At 61.6% G+C, this 26,641-nt stretch carries 29 protein-coding genes, 1 tRNA gene and 1 pseudogene; 14 read left to right on the top strand and 17 right to left on the bottom strand.

Going from position 1 to position 26,641, the window contains the following annotated elements; all coding sequences use genetic code 11:
• Positions 1-55: 55 nt before the first annotated feature.
• Positions 56-928, bottom strand: a complete 873-nt coding sequence (locus tag QAZ47_RS18215) for an ATP-binding protein (RefSeq protein WP_278230283.1) — start codon at positions 926-928, stop codon at positions 56-58.
• A gap of 266 nt (positions 929-1,194) precedes the next feature.
• Here QAZ47_RS18215 and yajC point away from each other — a divergent pair, with 266 nt between their 5' ends.
• The 6 genes from yajC (at position 1,195) to QAZ47_RS18245 (ending at position 7,067) form a co-directional block, all read left to right on the top strand.
• Positions 1,195-1,533 (top strand): preprotein translocase subunit YajC, encoded by a 339-nt coding sequence (yajC, locus tag QAZ47_RS18220; protein WP_067000009.1) that lies wholly within the window; start codon positions 1,195-1,197, stop codon positions 1,531-1,533.
• Between the two features lie 55 nt (positions 1,534-1,588).
• Positions 1,589-4,138 (top strand): protein translocase subunit SecDF, encoded by a 2,550-nt coding sequence (gene secDF, locus QAZ47_RS18225; protein WP_278230284.1) that lies wholly within the window; start codon positions 1,589-1,591, stop codon positions 4,136-4,138.
• A 231-nt stretch (positions 4,139-4,369) separates the two neighbouring features.
• Positions 4,370-4,759, top strand: a complete 390-nt coding sequence (locus tag QAZ47_RS18230; RefSeq protein WP_278202114.1) for an Mth938-like domain-containing protein — start codon at positions 4,370-4,372, stop codon at positions 4,757-4,759.
• Positions 4,760-5,614: a phytoene/squalene synthase family protein gene (locus QAZ47_RS18235; RefSeq protein ID WP_278230285.1), complete on the top strand. Its 855-nt coding sequence runs from the start codon at positions 4,760-4,762 to the stop codon at positions 5,612-5,614.
• A 77-nt stretch (positions 5,615-5,691) separates the two neighbouring features.
• Positions 5,692-6,117 (top strand): hypothetical protein, encoded by a 426-nt coding sequence (locus QAZ47_RS18240; protein ID WP_278202117.1) that lies wholly within the window; start codon positions 5,692-5,694, stop codon positions 6,115-6,117.
• A complete protein-coding gene (locus QAZ47_RS18245) occupies positions 6,117-7,067 on the top strand; it encodes a sterol desaturase family protein (protein WP_278230286.1) in 951 nt (316 codons plus the stop codon). Before QAZ47_RS18240 ends, QAZ47_RS18245 begins: the two co-directional genes overlap by 1 nt.
• Before the next feature lie 8 nt (positions 7,068-7,075).
• On the opposite strand, the gene QAZ47_RS18250 is transcribed toward QAZ47_RS18245, so the two are convergent.
• The 5 genes from QAZ47_RS18250 to QAZ47_RS18270 form a co-directional block, all read right to left on the bottom strand.
• Entirely contained in the window at positions 7,076-7,399 is a 324-nt protein-coding gene (locus QAZ47_RS18250; protein ID WP_278202119.1) for a type II toxin-antitoxin system RelE/ParE family toxin, read from the bottom strand.
• A complete protein-coding gene (locus QAZ47_RS18255; RefSeq protein ID WP_278202120.1) occupies positions 7,383-7,673 on the bottom strand; it encodes a type II toxin-antitoxin system ParD family antitoxin in 291 nt (96 codons plus the stop codon). The genes QAZ47_RS18250 and QAZ47_RS18255 overlap by 17 nt, the downstream gene beginning before the upstream one ends.
• Positions 7,674-7,742: 69 nt before the next feature.
• Positions 7,743-9,152: a methylenetetrahydrofolate--tRNA-(uracil(54)-C(5))-methyltransferase (FADH(2)-oxidizing) TrmFO gene (gene trmFO / locus QAZ47_RS18260; RefSeq protein WP_278230287.1), complete on the bottom strand. Its 1,410-nt coding sequence runs from the start codon at positions 9,150-9,152 to the stop codon at positions 7,743-7,745.
• A gap of 506 nt (positions 9,153-9,658) precedes the next feature.
• A complete protein-coding gene (locus QAZ47_RS18265; RefSeq protein WP_071096637.1) occupies positions 9,659-9,799 on the bottom strand; it encodes a DUF1127 domain-containing protein in 141 nt (46 codons plus the stop codon).
• A 49-nt stretch (positions 9,800-9,848) separates the two neighbouring features.
• Positions 9,849-9,989 (bottom strand): DUF1127 domain-containing protein, encoded by a 141-nt coding sequence (locus QAZ47_RS18270; protein WP_071031999.1) that lies wholly within the window; start codon positions 9,987-9,989, stop codon positions 9,849-9,851.
• A 233-nt stretch (positions 9,990-10,222) separates the two neighbouring features.
• Here QAZ47_RS18270 and QAZ47_RS18275 point away from each other — a divergent pair, with 233 nt between their 5' ends.
• Both QAZ47_RS18275 and QAZ47_RS18280 read left to right on the top strand, forming a co-directional pair.
• Entirely contained in the window at positions 10,223-11,338 is a 1,116-nt protein-coding gene (locus QAZ47_RS18275; RefSeq protein WP_278230288.1) for a DUF2157 domain-containing protein, read from the top strand.
• Positions 11,335-11,916, top strand: coding sequence for a GDYXXLXY domain-containing protein (locus QAZ47_RS18280; protein WP_278230289.1), 582 nt, complete (start codon positions 11,335-11,337; stop codon positions 11,914-11,916). The genes QAZ47_RS18275 and QAZ47_RS18280 overlap by 4 nt, the downstream gene beginning before the upstream one ends.
• A gap of 139 nt (positions 11,917-12,055) precedes the next feature.
• On the opposite strand, the gene QAZ47_RS18285 is transcribed toward QAZ47_RS18280, so the two are convergent.
• A tRNA-Leu gene (locus tag QAZ47_RS18285) sits at positions 12,056-12,140 on the bottom strand.
• 356 nt (positions 12,141-12,496) lie between these two features.
• Here QAZ47_RS18285 and tig point away from each other — a divergent pair.
• The 3 genes from tig to QAZ47_RS18300 all read left to right on the top strand — a co-directional run bounded on the left by tig (position 12,497) and on the right by QAZ47_RS18300 (position 15,345).
• Positions 12,497-13,996 (top strand): trigger factor, encoded by a 1,500-nt coding sequence (gene tig, locus QAZ47_RS18290; protein WP_278202124.1) that lies wholly within the window; start codon positions 12,497-12,499, stop codon positions 13,994-13,996.
• A gap of 173 nt (positions 13,997-14,169) precedes the next feature.
• The gene (locus QAZ47_RS18295; protein ID WP_278077658.1) at positions 14,170-14,685 is read left to right on the top strand and encodes a hypothetical protein; all 516 of its coding nucleotides are present in this window, start codon (positions 14,170-14,172) and stop codon (positions 14,683-14,685) included.
• 279 nt (positions 14,686-14,964) lie between these two features.
• Positions 14,965-15,345 (top strand): cytochrome c family protein, encoded by a 381-nt coding sequence (locus QAZ47_RS18300; RefSeq protein WP_278077657.1) that lies wholly within the window; start codon positions 14,965-14,967, stop codon positions 15,343-15,345.
• A gap of 92 nt (positions 15,346-15,437) precedes the next feature.
• Here QAZ47_RS18300 and QAZ47_RS18305 read toward each other — a convergent pair whose 3' ends face one another.
• Positions 15,438-15,713, bottom strand: a complete 276-nt coding sequence (locus QAZ47_RS18305) for a hypothetical protein (protein WP_278230290.1) — start codon at positions 15,711-15,713, stop codon at positions 15,438-15,440.
• Between the two features lie 220 nt (positions 15,714-15,933).
• Here QAZ47_RS18305 and QAZ47_RS18310 point away from each other — a divergent pair, with 220 nt between their 5' ends.
• Entirely contained in the window at positions 15,934-16,752 is an 819-nt protein-coding gene (locus tag QAZ47_RS18310; RefSeq protein WP_278230291.1) for a DUF2189 domain-containing protein, read from the top strand.
• 45 nt (positions 16,753-16,797) lie between these two features.
• On the opposite strand, the gene QAZ47_RS18315 is transcribed toward QAZ47_RS18310, so the two are convergent.
• From QAZ47_RS18315 to QAZ47_RS18345, 7 genes and pseudogenes are all read right to left on the bottom strand, one after another.
• A complete protein-coding gene (locus tag QAZ47_RS18315) occupies positions 16,798-17,271 on the bottom strand; it encodes an aminoacyl-tRNA deacylase (protein WP_278202127.1) in 474 nt (157 codons plus the stop codon).
• Between the two features lie 129 nt (positions 17,272-17,400).
• On the bottom strand, positions 17,401-17,790 hold the full coding sequence (locus QAZ47_RS18320; protein WP_278202128.1) for a cytochrome C oxidase subunit IV family protein: 390 nt from the start codon (positions 17,788-17,790) through the stop codon (positions 17,401-17,403).
• A 25-nt stretch (positions 17,791-17,815) separates the two neighbouring features.
• On the bottom strand, positions 17,816-18,535 hold the full coding sequence (locus QAZ47_RS18325) for a heme-copper oxidase subunit III family protein (RefSeq protein WP_278202129.1): 720 nt from the start codon (positions 18,533-18,535) through the stop codon (positions 17,816-17,818).
• A 10-nt stretch (positions 18,536-18,545) separates the two neighbouring features.
• The gene (locus QAZ47_RS18330) at positions 18,546-19,250 is read right to left on the bottom strand and encodes a cytochrome c oxidase subunit 3 (RefSeq protein ID WP_278230292.1); all 705 of its coding nucleotides are present in this window, start codon (positions 19,248-19,250) and stop codon (positions 18,546-18,548) included.
• Positions 19,247-21,016, bottom strand: coding sequence for a cytochrome c oxidase subunit I (ctaD, locus tag QAZ47_RS18335; protein ID WP_278230293.1), 1,770 nt, complete (start codon positions 21,014-21,016; stop codon positions 19,247-19,249). The genes QAZ47_RS18330 and ctaD overlap by 4 nt, the downstream gene beginning before the upstream one ends.
• 21 nt (positions 21,017-21,037) lie before the next feature.
• Positions 21,038-21,916: a cytochrome c oxidase subunit II gene (locus QAZ47_RS18340; RefSeq protein ID WP_278230294.1), complete on the bottom strand. Its 879-nt coding sequence runs from the start codon at positions 21,914-21,916 to the stop codon at positions 21,038-21,040.
• Between the two features lie 153 nt (positions 21,917-22,069).
• A pseudogene (locus QAZ47_RS18345) lies at positions 22,070-22,262 on the bottom strand (hypothetical protein); the annotation flags it as partial.
• Positions 22,263-22,674: 412 nt separating this feature from the next.
• On the opposite strand from QAZ47_RS18345, the gene QAZ47_RS18350 reads away from it, so the two are divergent.
• On the top strand, positions 22,675-23,679 hold the full coding sequence (locus QAZ47_RS18350) for a zinc-binding dehydrogenase (RefSeq protein ID WP_278230295.1): 1,005 nt from the start codon (positions 22,675-22,677) through the stop codon (positions 23,677-23,679).
• 7 nt (positions 23,680-23,686) lie between these two features.
• Here the strand turns inward: QAZ47_RS18350 and QAZ47_RS18355 are convergent, their stop codons facing one another.
• A complete protein-coding gene (locus tag QAZ47_RS18355; RefSeq protein ID WP_278230296.1) occupies positions 23,687-24,181 on the bottom strand; it encodes an SDR family NAD(P)-dependent oxidoreductase in 495 nt (164 codons plus the stop codon).
• Between the two features lie 57 nt (positions 24,182-24,238).
• On the bottom strand, positions 24,239-25,510 hold the full coding sequence (locus QAZ47_RS18360; protein ID WP_278230297.1) for an epoxide hydrolase family protein: 1,272 nt from the start codon (positions 25,508-25,510) through the stop codon (positions 24,239-24,241).
• An 81-nt stretch (positions 25,511-25,591) separates the two neighbouring features.
• Here QAZ47_RS18360 and QAZ47_RS18365 point away from each other — a divergent pair, with 81 nt between their 5' ends.
• Positions 25,592-26,503: a LysR family transcriptional regulator gene (locus QAZ47_RS18365; protein ID WP_278230298.1), complete on the top strand. Its 912-nt coding sequence runs from the start codon at positions 25,592-25,594 to the stop codon at positions 26,501-26,503.
• The last annotated feature ends 138 nt before the right edge of the window (positions 26,504-26,641 follow it).

A 26,641-nucleotide genomic window follows, 5' to 3' on the forward strand; every position in this document is an offset into this window, starting at 1 on the left:
CTTCAGCCCGCTCCGCCAGGGGCGGGCTTTTTCAGTGCCGGCGACCAATCCTGGATCAATCCTTGAGCGGCCTGCCGAGGCGGCCGGCAAGATCCTGGGTGAACTGCCAGGCGACGCGGCCGGAGCGGCTGCCGCGCGTCGTCGCCCATTCCAGCGCTTCCGTGCGCAGCGTTTCGGGATCGATTGTCAGGTCGTGGTAACGGACATAGCCGTCGATCATATCGAGATACTCATCCTGCGAGCATTTGTGGAAGCCGAGCCACAGGCCGAACCGGTCAGACAGCGAAACCTTTTCCTCCACCGCCTCGGAAGGGTTGATGGCGGTCGAGCGCTCGTTGTCGATCATGTCGCGCGGCAAGAGATGCCGCCGGTTCGAGGTGGCGTAGAAGATCACATTGGCCGGCCGACCTTCGACGCCGCCTTCGAGCGCCGCCTTCAGCGACTTGTAGGAGGTGTCGTCATGGTCGAAGGAAAGGTCGTCGCAAAACAGGATGAAGCGACAGGGGGCAGCCTTGAGCAGACCCATCAGCTTGGGCAGCGTGTCGATGTCCTCGCGGTGGATCTCGATCAGCTTCAGCGGCCGGTCGAGCTTGTCCGAGACATTGACCTTGGCGTGCACGGCCTTGACCAGCGACGACTTGCCCATGCCGCGCGCGCCCCAGAGCAGCACATTGTTGGCGGCAAAGCCGGACGCGAAGCGTTCGGTGTTGTCGAGCAGGATGTCGCGGACGCGGTCGACGCCGCGGATTAGGCCGATGTCGACGCGGTTGACCTTGCGCACCGGCTCCAGATAGCCGGGATCGGCCTGCCATACGAAGCAGTCGGCCACGCCGAGGTCAGTCTCCGGAACAGGGGGCGGGGCAAGGCGGGAGACCGCCTCGATCAGGCGGTCGAGCTTTTTGCTCAGGGCGTCCAGGCTATCGGTCATTTCGAGGTCTTTTCGTTCAGGCATCTTGCAACGTGAAGCGGCTTCATGGCTACGCACCAAGGACCAACCGCAAGCTTTTGTTAGAGCACGATCTTTTCGGCCATCTCCAGGTGGCTTCCGGCTGCGACGCTCTAGCACGCGCCAAACGGCTGGAAAAGCAACGGATTCGACGGGTCGCGGAGTTGCATTGGCAACTTTACCGACTATATTCCGCCCAAATTTTCGCGGGGCCGTCCCGGCGTATTTCACCATCCAGGAGTTTCTTGATGTTCGTCACACCGGCATACGCCCAAGGCGTCGGCACCTCGCCCGATATGTTCATCAGCATTTTGCCGTTTGTCCTGATTTTCGTGATCATGTATTTTCTGATCATCAGGCCGCAACGCACGCAGTTGAAGAAGCGCCAGGAAATGCTGGCCGCGGTGCGCCGCGGCGATACGGTGGTGACCGGCGGCGGCTTCGTCGGCAAGGTGACCAAGGTGATCGACGACAATGAGCTGGAGATCGACCTTGGCGGCGGAACCAAGGTGACGGCGCTGCGCTCGACGATCTCTGACGTGCGCGTCAAGGGCGAGCCAGTGGCGAACCAGAACGCCAAGAAGTAATCATCACCTCGATGGCGGAACGCTGCCGCTTGTACGCCTGAACGGATAAGAACGAATGCTGTATTTCTCGCGCCTGAAGATGATCCTGATCTGGCTGGCCGTGGCCGTCACAGTGATCCTCGCCGCGCCCAACCTGTTCCCGGCAAGCACGCTGGCGCAACTGCCGAGCTGGGTGCCGAAGCGGCAGATGACGCTCGGCCTCGATCTTCAGGGCGGATCGCACATCCTGCTCCAGATGGATCAGAACGACCTGATCAAGGATCAGCTGGAGACGACGCGCGACGAGATCAGGACGCTGCTGCGCGATGCCAAGATCAATTATACCGGACTTTCAGGCTCCGGCCGCACCGTTCAGGTTCGCATCAACGATGCAAATCAAGTCGATGCCGCCAAGGCAGCGCTGAAGCCCATAACCAATCCAGTCAATGCCAGTCTATTCACTGGCGGATCCGTTCAGTCGATGACGCTGGACGATTCAGAACCTGGGCTACTGAGATTTACCGTCACCGACGCTGGCCTCAAGTATCGGACATCTACGGCGCTGTCACAGGCAATCGAGGTGGTCGAACGGCGCGTCAACGCGCTTGGCACCACGGAGCCGATCGTCCAGCGACAGGGTGACGACCGTATTCTCGTTCAGGTACCCGGTCTTCAGAATCCTCAGCGACTTAAGGATATTATCGGCCAGACCGCCAAGCTGACGTTCCAGATGGTCGATACGTCGGTGCCTGTCCAGGACGCGCTGAAGGGGCGGCCGCCGGCTGGCGACTCGATCCTCTACTCACAAGACGATCCGCCGGTGCCCTATTTGATCGAGAACCGCGTCATCGTGTCGGGTGAGGACCTGTCGCAAGCGACGCCAACCTACAATTCGCAGACCAATGAGCCGGTGGTCTCCTTTACGTTCAATTCGCGCGGTGCCACCCGGTTCGGTCAAGCGACCCAGCAGAATGTCGGCAAGCCCTTTGCCATCGTGCTCGACAATCAGGTCATCTCGGCGCCTGTCATCCGCGAGCCGATCCTTGGCGGAACCGGACAGATTTCCGGCAATTTCACCGCCGAAAGCGCCAACGATCTCGCCGTGCTTTTGCGCGCCGGCGCCTTGCCGGCAAAACTGACCATCATTGAAGAACGCACGGTGGGTCCGGGCCTTGGTCAGGACTCGATCCATGCGGGCAAGATCGCAGGCATTATCGGTTCGATCCTTGTCGTCGCCTTCATGTTCGTCGCTTACGGATTCCTCGGCTTCCTCGCCAATGTGGCCTTGGCCGTGCACGTTGCGATGATCGTGGGCGCGCTGTCGCTGCTCGGCGCAACGCTGACCTTGCCGGGTATCGCCGGTATCGTGCTCACCATCGGCATGGCGGTGGACTCGAACGTTTTGATCTATGAGCGCATCCGCGAAGAGCGACGGAACGGCCGCTCGGTGATCCAGGCGATCGACACCGGCTTCTCCAAGGCACTGGCGACGATTGTCGATTCCAACGTCACCTCGCTGATCGCGACCGTGGTGCTGTTCTGGCTCGGCACCGGTCCGGTCAAGGGCTTCGCCATCACCTACGCCATCGGCATCCTGACCACGGTCTTTACCGCCTTCACCTTCACCCGCATGCTGGTGGCGATCTGGTTGCGCCGGGCCCGCCCGAAGGAACTGCCGCGCGCGCCGGTTACCTTCATTCCGCCCGGCACCAAGATCCCGTTCATGGGCATCCGCCGCTGGACCTTCGCGCTGTCCAGCCTGCTGTCGATCCTGTCGGTCGTCGGGTTCCTGACCATCGACATAAATTACGGCATCGACTTCAAGGGCGGCTCGATGATCGAGGTGCAGGCGAAGCAGGGCAACGCCGATCTCGCTGACATCCGTGGCAGGCTGTCCGAGCTCAACATCGGCGAGATTCAGGTGCAGCAATTCGGTCAGCCGAACGACGTCCTGATCCGCGTCGGAACACAAGATGCCGGCGAGAATGCCGAGCAGACCGTCATCGACAAGGTGCGGGGCGAACTGCAGGACCAGTACGACTTCCGCCGCGTCGAGGTGGTGGGACCGACGGTCTCCGGAGAACTGGCGAAGCAAGGCACGATCGCGATGCTGATCGCGCTGGTCGGCATCCTTCTCTATGTCTGGTTCCGCTTCGAATGGCAGTTCGCGGTCGGCGCCATTGTCGCCACCGTGCACGACGTGGTGATGACCATCGGCTTCTTCGTCATATCGGGGCTGGAATTCAACCAGTCGTCGCTGGCGGCGATCCTGACGATCATAGGCTATTCGCTGAACGATACGATCGTCGTCTACGACCGCGTTCGCGAGGATCTTAGAAAATACAAGAAGATGCCGCTGCCGCAGCTTCTCAACAACGCCATCAACGAGACGCTGTCCAGAACCACGCTGACCTCGGTGACGACGGCCCTGGCGCTGCTGGCGCTGGTTATGTTCGGCGGCGAGGTGATCCGTTCCTTCACTCTGGCAATGTTGTTCGGCGTGGTGTTCGGCACCTATTCGTCGATCTTCATCGCCGCGCCGCTGCTGATCCTCTTCAAGCTCAGGCCGCAGGCCGCGACCGCCGAAGAGACGAAGCCGGCGAACGGCAAGGCCGTGGCAACCTGACGCCGCTAGATCAGGATGGCGTTTTGTTGAACCGTCATCCTGATCTAGTCTTTTGTTGGAGAGCATGATCTTTTCCGAAAAACCGGTTCCCACTTTTCGAGATCATGCTCTGGTGCCGGATGATTTCAGGTCGAGTCGACCTGAAATTTGAATCCGGCTCTAAATCAAAGAGATAGAGCATGATGTCTTCCGAAAACCGCTCCACACTTTTCGGCATCGTGCTCTAGACCCATGGCCAAAGGCATCATCATCCGCGAGGCGCATTTCCCGGGCAGGGCGCCGATCGAGGCCTATGGCAATGGCGGATTTCGCTTTGCCGACATGTCGCATCGTGGCTCGCTGCTCTGCCTGCCGTCCGGCATCCATGGCTGGGAGCCGGCCGATCCGTCGGCGCTGAAGACCTCCGACTTCGACAAGCTGTTCGCCCAGGCCGACAAGGTCGAGATCCTGCTGGTCGGTACTGGCAAGGATCTGCGGCCGCTGCCGGCAGCGTTGCGCACCGCGTTCAAGGAGGCCGGCATCTCGGCAGATCCGATGTCGACGGGAGCGGCCGTGCGCACCTACAACGTGCTTCTGGCCGAGGACCGCGCCGTGGCCGCGGCCCTTGTTGCTGTCGACTGAATGGCCGGCACGTCCAACATCGTCATGGACGCGGTGCGTGCCGCCGACCATGACCGCTATCTGTCGGCACTCTATGCGCCGGCCAACAAGCGCGACGCTTTGCTTGCGCTCTATGCCTTCAATGCCGAGATCGCCGGCGTGCGCGACCGCATCCATGAGCCGCTGCCGGGCGAGGTCAGGCTGCAGTGGTGGCGCGATGTCATCTTGGCCGAGGGCGAGGCGGAGACCGGCCATCCGACCGCCGATGTGTTGAGGGCGGCGATTACCGCCCATCACCTGCCGAAGGCCGCTTTCGAGAACATGCTCGAAGCGCGCGTCTTCGATCTCTACGATGATCCGATGCCATCGCGGACCGACCTCGAGGGTTATTGCGGCGAGACGGCCGCGGCGCTCATCCAACTTGCGGCAATGGTGCTCGATGCGACTGCTGCGCCAGGCTTTGCCGAATTGGCGGGCAGGGCCGGCTGCGCGCAGGCGATCACCGGTCTGCTGCTCCTGTTGGCGCTGCACCGTCGACGGGGCCAATGCTACGTGCCCGCAGACATCCTGGCGGCCGCTGGCACGACGCCGGAAGAGTTCGTCAAGGGCGATGGCGGGGCCGGCGCTGAGCGAGCAGTAGCAGCGACGATTGCGCTGGCGCGAGAACATCTCGGTGCTTTCGAGAAGGGCGCATCGGCTCTCCCCGCGTCACTGCGCCCGGCCTTTCTGCCGCTCGCCCTGACGCGCGCCTATCTCGACAAGATGGAAAAGGGAGCGCCGTCGCCGTTGAAGGGCGCTGCGGCGCTCTCAGCATTGCGCCGGCACTGGCTGCTCTTGCGTCATGCGACCCGGGGCCTGGGCACCCCTTTTACGTAAACGTCAATCGTGCTAGGTGTTCTGCCGGCTGGACTCGCCGCCGAAGAAGAGCGAGCCGCCGGAGGAGACGCCTTCACATGAGCCTGCCTGTCCTGGTCATCCTTGTGGTGGTCGGCATCGCGCTGTCGGTCGCGGCCGTGCACTTTACCGGCGGCACAATTACCGCCACCCTCGCCACTGCTGATCAGGCGCTCGCGCGTTTCGCCGACGATTTTCCAGACGAGAAGCCTGGCACGGTCAGGTTGACCGCGGACAGGCATGCCGCGTTTCTCGATCTTGGCCCGCAACGCTGTGGCATCGTCCAGAGTATCGGCGACTGCTTCCTGACCCGCATCGTCACACCGCAGGACATTCTGGCGTTCACAAGGGAAGGGAATTTGGTGTCGCTAAGGTTGAATGACTTCACCTGGAAAGGCGGCAAGTTTGCCTTCGCCAACGAAGCTGACGCGCGGGCGGTGGCAGCGGCGCTGCAGAACCATGATCAGATCCGAAAGGCTGCGTGATGGACGACTACAACTTCCCGCAGGTCACGCAGCTTGCCATCCCGTTCTTCGTCACGGCGATCCTGATCGAGCTCTGGCTGGTGCGCACGGGCCGCGCCAAGGGATCGTTCGAGACGCGCGACACGCTGACCAGCCTGATGATGGGAACCGGCAATGTCGTTGCCGGGCTGCTGCTCGGTGTCGTGTCCTACTGGGCGCTGCTATGGCTCTGGCAGTTCCGCTTCTTCAATCTCGGCCTGTCGATCTGGGTGTTTGTCGCCGCCTTCCTGCTCGATGATCTGCGCTACTACGTCTATCACCGCGTCGCGCACCGGGTACGCTGGGTCTGGGCCGAACACGTCAACCATCATTCCAGCCAGCACTACAATCTCTCGACGGCGCTCAGGCAGAGCTGGACCGGCCTCTTTACCTTCACCTTCGTCCTGCAGGCGCCGCTGGTGCTGCTCGGCTTCCATCCGGCGGTGATCGCCTTCGTCTTCGGCTTCAACCTGGTCTGGCAGTTCTGGATCCACACCGAAACGATCGGCAAGATGTGGGGCTGGTTCGAGTTCATCTTCAACACGCCCTCCCACCACCGCGTCCACCACGCCACCAACCCGCGCTATCTCGACGCCAATTTCGCCGGCACGCTGATCATCTGGGATCGCATGTTCGGTACTTTCGTCGAGGAGCTGGAGGAGGACCAGCCGCGCTACGGCATCGTCAAGAACATCGGCACCTTCAACCCGCTGAAGGTCGCCTTCCACGAGTGGATCGGCATGTTCAAGGATGCGGCTATGCCGGGACTGACGCTCAGCCAGCGCCTCAACTATCTCATCCAGCCACCCGGCTGGAGCCATGACGGTTCGCGCGACACATCGGAAACGCTGAAGGCGGCCTATGTGCGGAGAAATCCGGGTTCGGCGGGGAAGCCGGGATTGCCGGAGGCGAGCGCCGAGCCGGCTGAGTAGCTATTCTGTTAAGACGGCTCGCCGCCTCGCATCAAAGCTTCGTAGTCGCGCCCGCCATAGAAAACATTGACGATGCGCACGATACTGCTTTCGATGACATAGGTGATGACGGCGGAATGTTCGAACGGGACCATTCTCAGTCCCGGAACGATATAATCGAGCGAACGTCCGCCATGAGGAGCATTGCCGATACGTTGACAGCGGTCTTCGATACGCAGGACAAATTTCAGCGCGAGATCAGGATTCCCGCTGGCCTCGGCGATATGCCGGAAAATATCAGTAAGATTATTGTTGGCGCTTTCACGATACTCAACCTCAAGCCGCCGAATCATCGTTACGGCCTGAATATTGAGCGGCGTATCTTTCCAATCGGGCGCGAACCTCTTCCCCGGAAAGGTTTGGCCTCTTGTCCTCGAGCGAAGCCTTCACTCGCGCTCGGATCGAGGCGATGCGTTCGGCATGCTCTTCCTCTTCGCGCTGGAAGGCGCGCAGCGCTGCGCGGATGACTTCGCTCGCCGATCCGAAGGAGCCGTCCTCGACCTTTTCGCGGATCATGCGCGCCATGGCTGGCGTGACGGTGACGGACAGTTTCTCGGCGGACTCCATAGCATCGCTCCATGCATACAGTAGGATGATATCCTACTTTATATGGGTCGTCCAATCGGAATCGAAAGCTTATTCCGCTGCCTGTGCCTGAACCGGCAGCCCCAGCCACTGCCTGCAATCGGCAAGCGCGCGCGCCGTAATCGTTCTGCGCTTGGCGACGGTTTTGTCCTTACCGCGCAGGCGCTTGCCCTCGGACTTTGGCGCCTCGACCGGCGGGAACAGGCCGAAATTGATGTTCATCGGCTGGAAGGAGCGTTTGCCGGGTTCATCATCCGAGACGATGTGGCCGCCGGTGATGTGATTGAGCAGCGCGCCGAAGGCCGTGGTCGGCGGCGGCAGCGAGGGCGCCTGGCCGAGCCGGTCTGCGGCGGCGAAGCGGCCGGCGAGCAGGCCGATCGCGGCGCTTTCGACATAGCCTTCGCAGCCGGTGATCTGGCCGGCGAAGCGCAGGCCCGGCCGCGATTTCAGCTGCAGCGACGGATCGAGCAGCGTCGGCGAGTTGATGTAGGTGTTGCGGTGCAGGCCGCCGAGACGGGCGAACTCGGCATTCTCGAGCCCGGGAATGGTGCGGAAGATGCGCACCTGCTCGGCATGCCTTAGCTTGGTCTGGAAACCGACCATGTTGTAGAGCGTGCCCAGCGCATTGTCCTGGCGAAGCTGCACCACTGCATAGGCCTTGACCGACGGATTGTGGACGTTGGTCAGGCCCATCGGCTTCATCGGCCCGTAGCGCAGCGTCTCGACGCCGCGTTCGGCCATCACTTCGATCGGCAGGCAGCCGTCGAAATAGGGCGTGCCTTCCCACTGCTTGAACTCGGTTTTTTGTCCTTCCAGCAGCGCCGCCACGAAGGCGAGATATTGCTCTTTGTCCATCGGGCAGTTGATGTAGTCCTTGCCGGTGCCGCCGGGGCCGACCTTGTCGTAGCGCGACTGGTACCAGCAGACATTCATATCGATCGTGTCGAAATGCACGATCGGCGCGATGGCGTCGAAGAAGGCGAGCGCATCGGCGCCGGTGGCGTCAGCGATCGACTGTGCCAGCGAGGGCGCGGTCAGCGGACCGGTGGCGATGATCGCCTGTTCCCAGTCCTCCGGCGGCAGTCCAGGCACTTCCTCGCGCTGGATAGTGATCAGCGGATGCGCCTTGATCTTCGCTGTGACCGCGTCGGAAAAGCCGTCGCGGTCGACGGCAAGCGCGCCGCCGGCCGGGACCTGGTGCGCGTCGCCGGCGCTCATGATCAGCGAGCCGGCAAGCCGCATCTCGGCATGCAACAGGCCGACCGCATTGGTCTCGGCATCGTCGGAGCGGAAGGAATTGGAGCAGACGAGTTCGGCGAGCCCCTCGGTCTTGTGCGCGTCGGTGCCGCGCACCGGGCGCATTTCATGCAGCACGACCGGCACACCGGCTTGCGCGATCTGCCATGCGGCTTCGGAGCCGGCGAGGCCGCCGCCGATGACGTGAACGGGATTTTTGCTCATGAGCGCCGAAATAATCGCTCGACGCGGCGAATGCAATTGCCGGCTTCACAAGCCGATGCGGCAAGCCTGCCCTAGCCATTTATTTTACGCAATTCCGGACGGAAAACCGCTGCGCACTTTTCCTGGAATTGCTCTGAAAACAACAACACCCGCCGGGGGAGGAGGTCCGGCGGGTGTCGTTTTGGGGGTCGATCCTCGGGAGGAGGTGAAGATCGACCGTATTCGTCATCGCCGGGGAGGAGGTCGGCTTTGACGAAATTCCTTTCGCCTTTTTAGAAGGGCGAAACCTTCGAAGACGAACTACGTTCGCTTGGAAGACGAACTTCGTTCGCTTGGAAGACGAACTTCGTTCGCGTGGAAGACGAACTACGTTCGCTTCTGGAACAACGCCCGCCGGGGGAGGAGGTCCGGCGGGCGCCGTTTCGGTGGTCAACCTTTGGGAGGAGGTAAAGGTTGACCGTATCCGTCAGGGTCGGGGAGGAGGTCGACCCTGGCGAAATTCCTTATCAAACCGCCTTGCGGGCGATCATCTTGATCTCGTCGCGAACGATGCCGAGATCATGGAGCTGGCGGTTCGAAAGCCGACCCAGCTCGGAAACCGTCTCGCGATAAACGCGCCAGTTACGGTAGCTACGGATCAGGTTCATTGTCTTAGTCTTTCAAAACTGGTTCGGACCATTCGCGGTCCGAAGCGGATTAGACCGCCTTGCGGGCGACGTAGTGGATGTCGCTGCGGCTGATGCCGAGGTCGGTCAGTTCACGGTTCGACAGGCGGCTCAGCTCGGAAACGGTTTCCCGGTAGCGGCGCCAGTTGCGGTAGTTGCGGATCAGGTTCATGGTAGTTCTCGTTTCGTCTTTAGTTCGGATCATTCCGTTTGTGTACGAACGGAAAATAGGTGGGATCATATCGGTTTAAAAGTGCCATTGGCGCATGGCAGCAATGCAAATTGTGCAATGCAACATTAACGGCCATTCACGCTTGCGACACAAAGAAGGCCGAATCGGAAAATGCCGCTGCGTCAGCGGTTTGGCTGTTCCGGCTAAGAGAATGACCAAGCTTGGGGGAACGCATGGCGAGCTATGCGACAAAGGTGAGGGTCGATATCGCCCGCTGGCGGGAAGCGGGCCTGATCGATGCGGCGACCGCCGAGGCCTTGGCGCGCGACGTAACCGCCAACGAACGAGCGTCGCTGAGCTTCGGCTCGATCCTGGCGATAATGGCGGCGCTGCTGTTCGGCGCGGCGATCCTGATCTTCGTCGCGGCCAACTGGGAAGCCATTCCGCGGCTGGCGCGGGTGGCGGCGCTGTTTGCGGTCATCCTCGGCGGCTATGTCGGCGGCGCCGTTCTGAAGACACGCGACCATGCGGCGATCGCCGAGGCGCTATGGATCGTCGCCGCCGCGGCCTTTGGCGGGTCGATCGCGCTGATCGGCCAGATGTACCATTTGTCTGGCGACGAGGCTTCGGCGTTGCTGACATGGTGCGCCGGCACGGCGCTGGCGGCGGTCGCCCTGCGCTCCAGCCCGCTCACGGTGGCCGCGGTCGGGATCGCCGATGGATGGCTGTTCTTCAAGGGGTTCGGCTATTACTGGCACGCCGGGTTTCCGCATTTCTTCGTCGCCATGGCGATCGTTCTGTTCGCCATCTCGTTCTGGACGCGCAGCCTGGCGGCGCGTCATTGCATCATCCTTTCGCTGATCTTCTATCTTGTCCTTCTGGCCCTGGATCACAACACGCCGCGGGTCGCCATCCCGGTGGTCGCAGGTTCAGCGGCGCTGTTTGCCGCCGGCGTCTTTGCCGCCGGACCAGTCGACAGGATCCTGCAGCTCGGCGGCCGCTTGCCGTTGCATGCGCTGCTCGGATTCCTGACGGGCCTTGCAATCATCCAATTCGAGCTCGCGGATGAAAGCACCTACAACAGCGGCTTTGCCGTTGCCTCGATTATCGCGTCGGCCGGCATCGTCGCGGCAATCATGCTTGCGGGGCGCGAGAGCCGCGGGCTGCGCTGGCTGGCCTATGCCGGCTTCGCTTTCGAGCTGGCCGTCATCTACAGCGTCACCCTGCAGTCGATGCTGGATACGGCCGGCTTCTTCCTTGCCGCGGCCGTGCTGCTCGGCATCCTGGCGCTGGTCATCATCCGCATTGAAAAACGCATGAGGGCGTCCGCAGGAGGAGCAGCGGCATGACCGGGAACAGACTGATCATCTCGGCGCTGGTGCTGGCGCTCGTCCAGATCGGCTTCCTCAGCTGGATCATCGCCGGGCGCGCGGCGATCCTGCGCAACGGCAAGGAAGTTCTGCTCAAGGTCGAGCCCGTCGATCCGCGCGATCTCCTGCGCGGCGACTATATTTCGGTCAACAACAGCATATCGCGGATCCCGGTGAAGCTGATCGCCAACATCCCGCAAGGCAAGTTTTCCAGCGACGACACCTCGATCGTGGTGCGGCTCAAAAAGGGCGCCGACGGCTACTGGCAGCCGACGGCGGCGTGGTTCGGCAAGGCGCCGGCATCGGCAGGCCCGGACGAGGCAAACATTGCCGGCCATCTCGCCGAGGGCTGGGGCCTTCGTGATCCGGACGCGACGATCGCGCCTGAGTACGGGATCGACCGCTTCTATGTGCCGGAAGGCGAGGGCATGGCGATCCAAACAGACATGCGGGTGCGGCCATTCGGCATCAAGCTGGCGCTGGCGGCCGATGGGACGCCGCAGATCAAGGCGCTCATGGACGGCGACAGGACGCTGTTCGAGGAGCCGCTTTATTAAAGACCTGCGTGTGTTGAGTTGGCGCTGAGAATTCAGCGTGTGCATTGCCTGCGCCGGTCCTCCTCCGCCAGGGCTTCGGAGGTTTTGCTCTAACGAGCCTCAGGGTGGCTTGCCACGCGGAGCTCGTCAGAGCGAAGGGTGGTGCGGATGAAGGGACTCGAACCCCCACGCCTTTCGGCACTGGAACCTAAATCCAGGGCGTCTACCAATTCCGCCACATCCGCGCATCCCGGCAATCCCATGTAGCCATCATTCTGTCAATGTCAGGGTCCAATGGGTCGGGTCCAATCACCGTCATTCGCTAATTGCGAAGATGGTTGAAAATTAGCCTAGCCTGTGACAAAAGGCGTGTCGAATGTGACGGGACGCGACTATCCGCTTCTGCAGAATGTGAAAAGAAGTAGGAAAAACAAAGACTTCTTCACATTTTTGGAAGCATAGGTCAGGAGAGTTTGAGCCGCATTGGCGGTCAAATCACCAGGTTCCGTACCAAAAGCCATTTCCGGCAAGATTATACCGGCAGGCTGTGAACGGCTAAGGACCGTTTGGCAGCCTCATTGGTGAAAACAAAGGTTTTAGGATGCAGGTCACCGAAACGCTCAACTCCGGTCTCAAGCGCGAGATCAAGATCACCGTGCCGGCCGGTGACATGGAAGCCAAGCTGATGGCGCGGCTGAACGATGCCCGCGACAAGGTGCGGATCAACGGCTTCCGTCCGGGCAAGGTGCCGGTGCAGCACCTGCGCAAGATGTACGGCAAGTCGTTCATGGCCGAGGTCGTCAACGAGATACTCAACGACTCGACCCGTTCGATCATCTCGGGCCGCGGCGAGAAGGCCGCCATGCAGCCCGAAGTCATCATGACCGAGGACGAGAAGGAAGCCGAGAAGATCCTGGCCGGCGGCGCCGACTTCGAGTTCCGCCTCAACTACGAGGTCATCCCGGCGATCGAGATCAAGGATTTCTCCGACATCAAGGTGAGGCGTCAGGTTTACGACGTGCCGGAGTCTGAAATTGAAGACCAGGTGAAGCGGGTCGCCGAATCTGCGCGCAGCTACGAGCCCAAGGACGGCAAGGCCGCGGAGGGCGACCGCGTGAGCATCGACTATGTCGGCAAGATCGGCGGCGAAGCCTTCGCCGGCGGCGCCGGCACCGACCAGCCGCTGGTGCTCGGCTCCAAGGAATTCATTCCGGGCTTCGAGGACCAGCTGATCGGCACCAAGGCGGGCGACGAGAAGCTCGTCACCGTCACCTTCCCGGAGAACTACCAGGCGGCGCATCTGGCCGGCAAGGAAGCCACCTTCGACGTCACCGTCAAGGAAGTGGCCAAGCCCGGCGAGCTCGAGATCAATGACGAAACCGCCAAGAATCTCGGCCTGGAATCGCTGGAGCGCCTGCGCGAGATCGTGCGCGGTCAGATCGAGAACCAGTTCGGTTCGATGACACGCCAGAAGGTGAAGCGCCAGCTGCTGGATCAACTCGACGCCGCCTATTCCTTCGAGGCGCCGTCGAAGCTCGTCGAGGCCGAGTTCAGCAACATCTGGGCGCAGGTCAACCGCGACCTCGAGGCCGCCGGCCGCACCTTCGCCGACGAGGAGACGACGGAAGAAGAGGCGCGCGCCGAATATATGCGCCTGGCCGAGCGCCGCGTGCGTCTCGGCCTGGTTCTTGCCGAGATCGGCGAGAAGGCCGGCGTCACCGTATCGGACGAAGAGCTGCAGCGCGGCCTGTTCGAGCAGGTCCGCCGCTTCCCGGCCAACCAGCAGCAAGAAGCCTTCGAGTTTTATCGCAGCAACCCCGAGGCGATCAATTCGCTGCGCGCACCGATGTTCGAGGAGAAGGTCGTCGACTACCTGCTCGGCCAAATCTCGGTTGATGATGTCAAGGTCAGCAAGGAAGAATTGATGGCCGACGACGAGGAGGCCGAAACCGCGACCAAGGCGAAGCCGGCGAAGAAGGCTTCCTCGAAGAAGGCCGAGGCCAAGGCAAGTGAAGCAAAGTCGGGCGAGGCCGCCGGCGAGGCGGAAGAGCCCAAGAAGAAGGCCGCGCCGAAGAAGAAAGCCGCCAAGGACGCCGAGTAAAAAACGGCCCGATACGTGATTTGGAAAGGCCGCCCTCGAGGCGGCCTTTTTCGTTGTTGCCGCGCGGCAACACAATCGGCTTCGGATGAATGCCGGCTGCTGGCGATACCGAACGTTGATGATTATCTGCGCGGTATCGCATTTGGCGGGGTTGTTTGGAGGCGCGGGTGATCATGGCATTCAAGATGAGGGGCGTGGTTGTTGCCGCGGCGCTCTTGCTTGCCTCGGCTTGTGTTGCTCAAGCCGGACCCGATCTCGGCAACTGGCGCGTCGATGCCGCCGGCGGCCAGGTGACCGCATCGCTTTACGCCACCAACAAGCTGATCACCGGCGGCGGTGCGCTGGGCTACAGTCCGGTGCTGACGCTGGCCTGCCGGTCCGACGGTGAACCGCGCTGGAGCGAATGGCTGCAGCTCAACGACGCTGTTTCGGCCAGCCGCAAGATCACCATGTCGGTCATGGTCGACGGCGGCAGCAAATTCGACGAAAGCTGGTCCGTCGGCCCACGCGGCAAATTGCTGGTCAGGGAAGGGGATGACGGCATCAAGCGGCTGGTTTCCGCGAACCGGCTGTTGCTGTCATGGCGCTTCGGCCTGCTATCGGGACGCGGCGAGGCCGATTTCGATCTCGCCGGACTGTCGGAGGCAATCGGCCAGATCGCTGCAAGCTGCAAGACCGACCCGCCCTGATCGTGCCGTCCAGAACAGGCTTGCACGGACGACGACACCGAAAATGGGAGCTGGCGAAACCCCTGTTTCTGCCGCTTTTGCCGTTTCGGGCGGCTACCCCTCGCAGCCTAAACCTTCGCAAAAGCTGGCTTTTTCTACCCATTGAGATGATTCTGTGGTATGTAGATGCCGCAATTCCACTGAAGAGACACGGACATTCCGCTCTACCGTGCCGGGTACGCCAGCAGGCTGGTGTGGCGCGGATCGTCCGGCGTAAACGGCAATCAGGGAGGAAGTGCCATGCGCGCAACCGCGCTTTTCATCGTCTTGTCCGCCACGACCTTCTTTGCAAGCCCATCGCAGGCGCAGGACGCCGCCGCAGGTGAGAAGGTCTTCACCAAGTGCAAGGTCTGCCACATCGCGGATCAGGACAAGAATAAGGTCGGCCCGTCCCTGCATGGCGTCATCGGGCGCACGGCGGGCACACATCCCGATTTCACCTATTCCGCGGCCATGATCGCGGCCGGAAAGTCCGGCGTCAAATGGGACGAACCCACATTGACGACCTATCTTCACGATCCCAAGGCCATGGTCAAAGGAACGAAGATGGCGTTTCCAGGCCTCAAGAGCGACCAGGACATAGCCAACGTCATCGCCTACCTGAAGCAGTTTTCCAAGTAAGCGCGGCGCTCCCAGGCCCATTTGGTGGTCGCCTGCTTATTCCGAAGGAAGACGGTCGGCAGTTGCGCAGTTGAATATCGCGCCCGGCGCCGTCACGCCGGCAGCGCAAAAAATCCCAACAGCAGCAGAATAACTATGCCAAGGCCGAGTATGAGAAGCGTCCGCGTGTCCATGACGTTCACCTTCGCATCTTGAGAATACCGAAAAAGCGGCCCTGGAGCCAGAACGCTGATGCGGCTGACCATTAAGCGCGCCGCGCAGAAACGGATTCGGGTGACGCGCCTTAAGTCTCTGTTTTGATGCGTGTCGTTCTCCCAAAACCGCTGCGCGCTTTTGGGCGACATGCACCTAAAGCGCGTCGCGATCATTCAGGTTTTAGGTTTTTGATTTTACGCATGTCTTTGTCCCGAAACCGGTTCTCACTTTCGGGAGACATGCTTTCGCCGACACCGTCCGGAGGGCGACAAATCGGGCGCAAAGGAGTATGTTGATAGCGGGTGCAGGTCGCGGTTTTGCGTGGCCAGCCACGCAGAGCGGTAGCACCGTAAAGATCCGCGACCCTGCCGGACTTGGTCTGGAGGATTGGTCATGGCAAGCTTTCACGTGATTGCAGGGGCCAGCGAGACGCTGGAGCATACCAGAGTCAGAAAGATCGGCGTTTCCGACCTCTTTGACGCGCTTCGGCGCGGTGTCGAAGACTTCATGGTCAAACCCTCGCACATCGTCTTTCTGTGCATGATCTATCCGCTCGTCGGCGTGGTGCTTGCCACTTGGACGTCGGGAGCAAACGCGCTGCCGCTGCTGTTTCCGCTGGTGTCCGGATTTGCGCTGATCGGCCCATTCGCGGCGATCGGCCTCTACGAAATCAGCCGCAGACGGGAAGCCGGCCTCGATACATCCTGGCGCCACGCGTTCGAGGTCAGGAACTCCCCGGCGCTGCCGGCCATCGCCGCGGTCGGGATCATGCTGTTTGCGATATTCATCGCTTGGCTTTTGACCGCCAAGATTTTCTATGAGCAACTGTTCGGCCCCGAACCGCCGGCGTCACTGTCGAGCTTCATCAATGAGATATTCGCCACCGGACGCGGCTGGACTTTGATCGTGCTGGGTCACGCCATCGGGTTCGTATTCGCCGTGGTCGTGTTGTGCACCACCGTCGTCGCTTTCCCGTTGCTGCTCGATCGCGATGTCGGGGCCTATGAGGCCATCCACACTTCAGTGCGCGTGGTGCTGGCCAACCCCATTGTGATGGCCGTCTGGGGACTTATCGTCGCCGTTGGGCTTATCGTCGGCTCGCTGCCTGTGTTTGCGGGACTGGCGGTGGTGCTGCCGATTCTCGGCCATGCCACCTGGCATGTATACCGCAAGGTCGTGGAGCCGCCGGCCGCCCGCAGACCGGCGAATTGACGAACCGAACCCTGTGATGGCGCACCGGCGAAAGTGCCGGTGCGCTCAGAAGGCCCGATGGCTGAACCGCGCCTGACGCGCGCCCGTGGTCAGGTTGCGGAAATCCTTGCCGCTGACATGCACAAGCGTCTTGTGATCGCCGCCCTCGAAATAGACCTCGGCGGCATCACCGAGGCTTTCGTCCAGGATGACCGGCACGTCATAAGCCGCGCCGATCGGCGGTATAGCACCGATGTCGCAATCATCGAAAAGCGATACCACTTCGTCTTCGGAAGCGAGGCCGAGGCGCCTGTCCATGACGTCCTGCAGCTTGTTGAGCTCGATCCTGTGGGTGCTTGGGACCACGGCCAGCGCATAGCCGAGTTCGTGGTGAACGACCACGGACTTCGCCATGATGCTGCCGGGCACGTGGGCGGCAATGGCGGCCTGCCGGCTGGTGGCAGTTCGATGATGCCCGACGGTGTCGTAGGAGATTCCCTTGCCGTCGATAAAGTCTCTCAGTTTGTTTGCTATCGTCATTGTCCGCGTCCTTTGCTCGAGTTCACGGCGCATACGCCAAACCAAAATGGGCCGGCAGCATGTTGTTTCAAGGCTCCGGAACCGGCCGTTCCCGGCTGGTTGTGCTGCGGATGGACCCCGTATCGGGTGTCAGGGGCCGGGCCCGAAGAACGCGATACGGGTCAGCAGCGTATAGTCGGCCTCGAAGACCATCATCGTCACGAAAACCAGCACCAGTATCGGCGGCAGGATGATCGCATACATCATCGCCAGCCGCTCCCAGGCCATATGCATGAAGACGGCGACGATCAGTCCTGCCTTGAGCATCATGAAGATCAGGATCAGCGACCATCTGAGATAGCCGTGGATGCCGAAATAGTCGACCAGATAGGAGCAGGTGCTGAGAATGAACAGCCACGCCCAGACCACCAGATAAAGCTTGATCGGGTGCTCCTGATGCGTCTCCGACTTGGCGACGATCGCCGCGTCATGGGGATGCAGTGCGTGCTGCCCAAGACCGTTTGCGGTTGCTTCAGCCATGTCTGCCTCTCAACAAGTCTGCCTCTCACCAAAGATAGAAGAAGGCGAAAATGAACACCCAGACCAGGTCGACGAAGTGCCAGTAGAGTCCCATGATCTCGACATTCTCGTAGCGGCCGCGGCGGCTCGTGAAAAACCCGGGTCGTCCGATGTCGAAATCGCCGCGCCAGACTTTTCGCGCCACGATGATCAGGAAGATCACGCCGATGGTCACGTGGGTGCCGTGGAAGCCGGTGATCATGAAAAAGCACGAGCCGAATTGCGCGGCTCCCCAGGGATTGCCCCAGGGACGAACCCCTTCGGTGATCAGCTTGGTCCATTCGAAGGCCTGCATGCCGACGAAGGTCGCGCCGAGCGCGGCGGTCAAAAGCATCAGGATCGCGGTTTTGCGGCGATCGCGGCGGTAGCCGAAATTGACCGCCATCGCCATGGTGCCGCTGCTCGATATCAGCACGAAAGTCATGATGGCGATCAGGATCAGCGGGATTTCCGAGCCGCCGATGCGCAGGGCGAAGACCTCGCTCGGATTCGGCCACGGCACGCGCGTGGACATCCGCGCCGTCATGTAGGAAAGCAGGAAGCAACCGAAGATGAAGGTGTCGCTGAGCAGGAAGATCCACATCATGGCCTTGCCCCAGGACACGTTCTTGAAGGCGCGCTGATCCGAGGCCCAGTCGGCGGCGATCCCGCGCCAGCCTTGGGGGCGATCCAACTGGCTGGTGTGCGTCAGTGTCGTCTCGGCCATCGCCAGTCTCCTAGGTCAGCAGCCGTTGGCAAATGCTCACGAACGTCGTCGCCCAGCCGGCCAGAACGGCGAAGATGCAGAGCCAGACGAAAAGCAGGAAATGCCAATACATGGCGCAGAGCTCGACGCTGAGGCTGAGCCGCTCCGGCCGCGTTCCGTTCCAGGCGCCGGCGCTCGTCCTGCCAAGGCCGACCAGTCCGCCCAGTATGTGCAGGCCATGCATCGCGGTGATCAGATAGAAGAAGCTGTTGGCCGGGTTGGAGGCCAAAAGGTAGCCGTCATCGGTCAGTTGCCGCCAGGCCATCAACTGGCCGGCCAGGAAGGCGAGGGCGGTCAGCCCGGCCGTTGCAAGACCGAGCCTGACCATGTCCACCTGGCCTCTGCGCGCGGCGACCACGGCACATTGCAACGCGACGCTGCTCAGCACCAGCACCCCGGTGTTCAGCCAGAGCAGGCGCGGCAGCGGCAGCGGCCGCCAGTCCGACAGGCCCATGCGCATGAAGTAGGCGCTGGTGAATAGCGAGAACAGGCAACCGACGACAGCGAGGAAGACACCGAGGCCGATCTTGGCGGTGGGCAGGGCCGACCGGTCGAAGCCGACGAAGTCCCCGGCCACGCCTTGCTCCAGCCACGGCTTCGCCATTAGCCGCTGGTGCGAAAGCCACCAACCGGCAAAGCCGGCTATCACCAGCAGAAAGACCAGGATGACGCTCATGCCGGCTCCCTGGAGGGGCCGAAAGAGCCCGGCACGTTCTGCGGGATGAAGTCCTCCTTGGCCCCTGGCACGCTGTAGTCGTAAGCCCAGCGATAGACGATCGGCAGCTCCTTGCCGAAATTGCCATGCGCCGGCGGCGTCTCAGGCGTCTGCCACTCGAGCGTCGTTGCCCGCCACGGGTTGCCGCCGGCCTCGCGGCCATGGCGGATGCTCCAGATCAGGTTGAACAGGAACACCATCTGGGCGAAGCCGACGATGAAGGCCATGATGCTGATGAACGAGTTCAGATGGTGGGCCGATTCCGTCATGATATTCATGTCGGTCAGTTCGGCGTAACGCCGCGGAACGCCCATCAGGCCGAGATAGTGCATGGGGAAGAAGATCAGATAGGCGCCGAGGAAGGTGACCCAGAAATGGAAGCGGCCGAGCGTCTCGTCCAGCATCCGTCCGGTGACCTTCGGATACCAGTGATAGATCGCACCGAAGATCACCAGGATCGGCGCGACGCCCATGACCATGTGGAAATGGGCTACGACGAACATCGTGTCCGACAGCGGCACGTCGACGACGACATTGCCGAGGAACAGGCCCGTCAGGCCGCCGTTGACGAAGGTGACGATGAAGGCGAGCGCGAACAGCATGGGTATGGTGAGGTGGATGTCGCCGCGCCATAGCGTCAGCACCCAGTTATAGACCTTGATCGCGGTCGGCACGGCAATGATCAACGTCGTGGTGGCGAAGAAGAAGCCGAAATAGGGATTCATGCCGCTGACATACATGTGGTGCGCCCAGACCACGAAGCTCAGCGCGCCGATGGCGATGATGGCCCAGACCATCATGCGGTAGCCGAAGATGTTCTTGCGCGCATGCGTGCTGATCAGGTCGGACACGATGCCGAAGGCCGGCAGCGCCACGATGTAGACTTCCGGGTGGCCGAAGAACCAGAACAGATGCTGGAACAGGATCGGGCTGCCGCCATTGTGCTGCAGCTGCTCGCCCATCTCGACGATCGCCGGCATGAAGAAGGAGGTGCCGAGCAGACGGTCGAGCAGCATCATGACACAGGCAACGAACAGCGCCGGGAAAGCGAGCAGCGCCATCACGGTGGCGGTGAAGATGCCCCAGACGGTGAGCGGCAGGCGCATCAGGGTCATGCCGCGTGTGCGGCCCTGCAGCACCGTCACCACATAGTTCAGGCCACCCATGGTAAAGCCGATGATGAACAGGATGAGCGAAGAGAGCATCAGGATGATGCCCCAATCCTGGCCGCCCGGCGTGCCGCTCATGATCGCCTGTGGCGGGTAGAGCGTCCAGCCCGCGCCGGTCGGCCCGCCCGGCGCAAAGAAGCTCGACACCAGGACCAGCACGGCGAGCAGATAGACCCAATAGCTCAGCATGTTGACATAGGGGAAGACCATGTCGCGGGCGCCGACCATCAGCGGGATCAGGTAATTGCCGAAGCCGCCAAGGAAGAGCGCGGTGAGCAGGTAGATCACCATGATCATGCCGTGCACGGTGATGAACTGGTAATAGGCCTCCGGGGTGATGAAGTCGAACGTGCCGGGGAAGCCGAGCTGCAGGCGCATCAGCCAGGACAGCACCAGCGCGACAAGGCCTATCGCCGTTGCCGTCGCCGAATACTGGACCGCTATGACCTTGGCGTCCTGTGAGAAGACGTATTTCGTCCACCAGCTGTGCGGATGGTAGAGCTCGACCTCCCCGACTTCGGCGGGTGGAACGGCATCTGCGGGTGTGACGTCGACCATGGGAACACCTCCGTGCCCTGTTCAGCGGGCCCCGAGCGTTTCGAGTCTTGCCGCGACGTCCAAACCGGACGTCTTTCCGGACGATTGGTTCGCCGAGCCGGTTTGCTTGGGCGCGGACAATTGCGCAAAGGTCTGCTGCTGGCCGAGCCAGGCCAGATAGTCCTGCTCGGTGTCGACCACGACCACGCCATGCATCAGCGGATGTCCCTGGCCGCACAGCTCGGCGCACAAGACCTGGAAGGTTCCGGTTCTGGTTGGCGTGAACCAGAAATAGGTGACCGATCCGGGGATCATGTCCATTTTGGCGCGGAATTCCGGGATGTAGAAATCATGCAGCACATCGATCGAACGCAGCAGCACCTTGACCGGCTTGCCGACGGGAAGGTGCAGATCGGCGGCCTCGACCAAGACGTCGTCCTGGCCGTTGGGATCTTTGGGGGCGATGCCCAACGGATTGTCGGCGGTCACGTCGCGGTTATCTGAGGTACCGAGCTTGCCGTCCTTGCCCGGCAAGCGGAAGCTCCATTGCCATTGCTGGCCGATAACCTCGATATCGGCGGCCTGGCTGGGAACGTTGACGAAGCGGCTCCAGACGAAGAGACCGGGAACGAGCAAGGCGGTGACGCCGGCCGCGGTGGCGATCATCAGCCACGATTCGAGCCGCTTGTTCTCCGGTTCATATGCCGCGCGATTGCCCTCCCGATGCCGGAAGCGGAAGACGCAATAGGCCATAAAGAGCACGACGGCGGAAAAGACGATGCCGGTGATCCAGAAGCTGATGATGATGGTGTTGTCGATATAGTCCCAGTTCGAGGCGATCGGCGTCCACCACCATGGGCTCAGGAGGTGGAACAACACCGAGCCCACAACGATCAAAACGAGTACAAGCACAATGGCCATGTCCCGTCCTCCCGATATTTCACCGGAGCGCGAAGCATCCTATGGAAATACCAAGCCCCATCATGCTTGATTTCCTGTTGAAATTCCAGAGCCGACTATCTGATGAGGAGACGATGTCGTTCGCCCGGCAATCTCGAATGTCGGGCAAACGCCTCAAATCAGCAGCAGCGCCTTCATCGAGGCGTTGCCCTTGCGGCCGATGATGATGTGGTCGTGCACCGCGATACCGAGGGGCTTCGCCGTATCCGTGCTGGCAATCGCCGTCGGAGCGCGCCGGCATCTGGCGTAGTGGGCGCACACGAATATCGCAACGGGAGGACGCCGTAGGCTAGCCACCAGGTTCGTCCACAATCTCTGACCGATAGGAAAGCCCCCAATCGGCCATCGATCGTATGACCGGACGAAGAGTGTTGCCAAGGGGAGTCAGGTTATATTCCGTCTTCGGCGGGATCACTGGGTACTCCTTACGCGAAAGCAGTCCCCATTCCTCCAGCTCGCGCAGTTCCTTCGTCAGTATGCGGTCGCTGATCGGCGGACAGGCTCTTCGTATCGCGGAGAACCGTAGCGGCTCGTCGCGTATGAGGGCCCATACGATACGAGCCTTCCATCGTCCGCCGAGGATCTTCGATGTGAACGCCACAGGGCATGGGGTGGTGAGTTGCATGGCTTTTACACTAACAAAAATTTCCGTACTTGTAAAAGGTAAGTGTGAGCGTTGAGATGACTTTCGGAGTCCAACCAATAAGGAGAATTCGAAGATGAAAGCCGTCTGCGTCACCGAAACCCGCCAGCTTGAGGTTCGGAAGATTCCAACGCCCACCACCCCGCCGAGCGGACACATCCTGGTGGACATCGTCGCCTCCGCCATCAACCATGGTGACAAGGCCTTTCTTGCCAGACCGACGATCACGGTGGGGCTCAACACCAGCCTCCACAACATATGGGGGGCCTCAGCCTCCGGCAGGGTGAGCGCCATTGGTGCGGATGTCCCGGCCGACTTCGCGGGCAGGAATGTGGCGCTCTACCGTTCGCTGACGCCGAGCGCGGATATTGTCGGCTTGTGGTCTGAGCAAGCCGTCGTGCCCTATACCAGCGCTCTCATTCTCCCTGAGAGCGTTGCAGTCGAGGACTATTGCGGTTCTCTGGTTAATGCGATGACCGGGTACGCCTTTCTGGAAGAGATGGTGAGCGTAGGACACAAGGGCCTGATCGTCACGGCGGGAGCGTCCGCCACCGGGCTTGCCGTCGCGGCGATCGCTCGGAGAAAACACATCCCGTTGCTCGCCCTGGTCCGTTCCGAGAAGGCAGGCGAGGAGCTTCGCGGATTCGGTGTCGAGCATGTGCTGAGCACGGATACGGAAAAGTTTGAAAGCCGGTTCGCCAGGCTTGCGGAAGAACTCGGCACGACGGCGGTCTTCGACGGCATTGGAGGAGAGCTAATCAATCGGATCGTTCCGCATCTGCCGGTCAACAGCACCGTTTCGTTCTATGGCTTTCTCAGCGGAGCAATCCCGATCTCGGCTCCGTCCGCGCTCTTTCTGGCGAAGACCCTTACGATGAAAGGGTTCAGCAATTTTAACAGCAGAACCGTCAAAGACCCGCGGAAGCTTCGTGCTGCCCTGACATCGCTGGAAGAGATCATCGCCGACCCGATGTTCAGGACGCGACGGGGAAAGACGTTTAGCCTTGACCAAATCGGGGAAGCCATGGCCTATGAGGCCAAACCAGGTGCGAAGGCGGTTCTCGCAGCGGTCGCTTCATGAGATTCGCTCAGGGCGCAAGCTCCATTGCCAGCGGGCCCATCATCGCGTGAAGGGCACCGTTCGGTGCCGCATAATTGCTGAGCCCGGGTAGCGCCGTTCGAGCGGCGGCACTTGTCAGCCAGGTCACCGACTGTTGGACGTGGCCGAGGGCGGCGCGCAGGGTTCGCGTATACGCCATGTACTTTGAATCCATGGCGTCACGCATGTGCCCGTCGTTGAGCTGCGCGAAGGGTAGCGTGATCGACTGCGTCCCCAAGGTCAGAACCAGGTGGTCGAACGTGCCGATCTCACCGAAGAAATGGCGCAGATCAGCCTCATCGGCAGGTGAAACGGCATCGCCGCGCGCCAAGGGGCCAAGCAACTGAGCTCTGGCTGCCGCACGCTCCCGCTGTCGTCCGGTTATGATCACGCGAGCGCCAGCTTTGACGAACAGCTTCGCGGTGGCGTGTCCGATGTCGCCCGTCCCTCCGACGATGACTGCCGTCTGCTTTTGCAGGTCCATATACGCCGTTCCTCTCTGTCGAAGGTATCAACGTTGCTACCTTGGCGGTCTGCCCCGTCACTCAAGTCCGGCAGCGAAATCCCGAATGTCAGCGGCAAGAACGTCCGTCTGCTCGAGCATCGAAAGATGGCCGCCCTCATCGTGCTCGCGCCACAATCTGATGTCGGGGCGCGATCGCTCGACGAAGCGGCGCGGCATGCGGGGCAGGAGCGGATCGGGAAACGACGAGTAGCCGAACGGAACCGCTATCTTCTGCCCGGGCTGCAGGCCAAACGGCTCCGTGGCAAAGCCGGCGTAGGGCCAGATCGAGGTCGCCACCGTGTCGGTGACGAGAAACAGCATGACTTCGGTCAGCAATCGGTCCGGGCCGTAGATCGCGTCGACGCTGCGCTTGCGCGTGTCGCTCCATTTCTGCCACTTGTCGAGCATGTAGGCGGCCCAGCCGACCGGGCTGTCCGTCAGGGCATATGTGATGGTCTCGGGGCGCGTGAACTGGAGGCGAAAGTAGGCGCTCTCACGATCCATGTTCTCCACCTCGGCTTTCGCATAGGCCACTTCCTCGGGAGCTGGGTCCGCGACACCCGTTTGGCCTGACCCATACTCCGCGCCAGCATGGCGGAAGGCGATCATGTGGGCATGGATGCCTGCCAGGTGGTCGGGCGTGTCGATCGCAATCCAATCGGCGACCACCGCGCCAAAGTCGCCGCCATGAATGAGGTAACGGGCGTAACCAAGAACATCGGTCATCAGGCGATCGATTCGCCTGGAGATGAAGCGGAGGCCACGGATTTGATCGTCGGGGGCTTCCGAGAACGCGAAACCCGGCAAGGACGGCACGATTACTTCGAAGCCATCGTCTGCGAGCTTCTCCGCCAGCGGAAGCATGGCGGCAAATGTGTACGGCCATCCGTGCAGGAGCAGCAGCGGCGGATGGGCGCCGTGTCCGCCGGCCGGAGCAAGTCGAGCATAGTGAACGTTTCGGCCGTCAATATTGACCAGATATTGCGGGGTGCGGTTCAGCGACGCCTCGATCGACCGCCAATCGTAAGTGCCGCGCCAGTACGACACGAGCTTCGCGAACCAGTCCGCATCTACGCCATACCGCCAGCCGGCGGTCTTCGAGACCTTCGGCCAATGGACGGTCTGGAGCCGATCCCTGACGCGGGCGAGCGTTGCGTCGGGGATATGGATCTTGAACGGTTCAGCTTGAGACATGGTGTTCGATTCCTTTGATCCGGAATCGGCCAGCAGTGCATTGGGCATCAAGCTCGCCGCCATCAGCGCTGACGCCGAGGCGAGGACTGCTCTGCGATCTGCTTCAAGAGACATGGGTCCATTCCAATTGAGGGCCAAAGCCATAGCCTGAAATCATCGTTGCCATGAAGCAAATGGCATGTTTTCATGACAGTCATGAATGAGAAGAATTTTCGGGGCGTCGATCTGAACCTGCTGGTGATGTTCGTGACGGTGATGCGCGAACGATCGACGACGCGCGCGGCCGAGCGCCTGTTCGTGAGCCAGCCTGCGGTGAGCCACGCGCTGCGGCGGCTGCGAGCGATCTTCGACGACCGGCTGTTCGTGCGCGTGCGCCAGGGCATGGTCCCGACACCGCGCGCCGAGGCGCTCTACTGCGACTTGCTGCCGAGCCTCGAGGCGATCGAGCGCAAGCTGCAGGAACGCGACCACTTCGAGCCGGGGCCTTCCGAACGCGTGTTCCGACTGGGTCTGCCGAGCGCGCTGGACATCTGCGTCATGCCGCTACTGTTGGAGGCGCTCGCTAAGCAGGCCCCTCGCGTGAGTCTGGTTGTGCGGCCTGTGAGCCTGCATACGGGGCCAGCGCTTCTCGACAGCGAGGAGATTGAGCTGGGCGTGTCGGTATTTCCGAGGATCGAATCCTGGCACCGCCGCAGGAACCTGGGCCCGCGCAACTACGGCTGCGTGTTCAATGGCCGGCGGCTGGGAATCCGGCCGCCGATCACCCTCAAGCGCTACCTCGGCCTGCCGCACCTGCTGACCTCGTTCAGCGGCGAGCGAAGCGGCGTGGTCGACACCGCCCTTGCCAAGCAGGGGCTGAGCCGTCGTGTCCTGGTGGCGGGCGACCTTGCCGCGCTGCCGTTCTATCTCTCCAAGTGCGATGCGGTCGCAACGCTGCCCGACTACGCAGCCCGGGTGGTCGCGGCCCGGCTAGCATTGAGCTACAGCAAGCCGCCACTCGCGCTGCCGGATTTTTCGCTCTCCATGATCTGGCATGACCGGCACGACTACGATCCCGGCCACCGCTGGTTCCGCGACCTGGTCGGCGAGATCGTCATTGCCATCTGAAACTCGTCTCGCGATGCCCGTGGGAGGCTGAATTCTCGCCCTGGCGCGTCCGTGGTCCATGGGTACCGCTTGCTCAAGGTCCGGTGCCCGGAGTCGAGCTGACCCCGCTCTGACCGCAGGCCTGCGAACGGGCACCAA

Source organism: Mesorhizobium sp. WSM4904 (assembly GCF_029674545.1).
Lineage (GTDB): Bacteria > Pseudomonadota > Alphaproteobacteria > Rhizobiales > Rhizobiaceae > Mesorhizobium.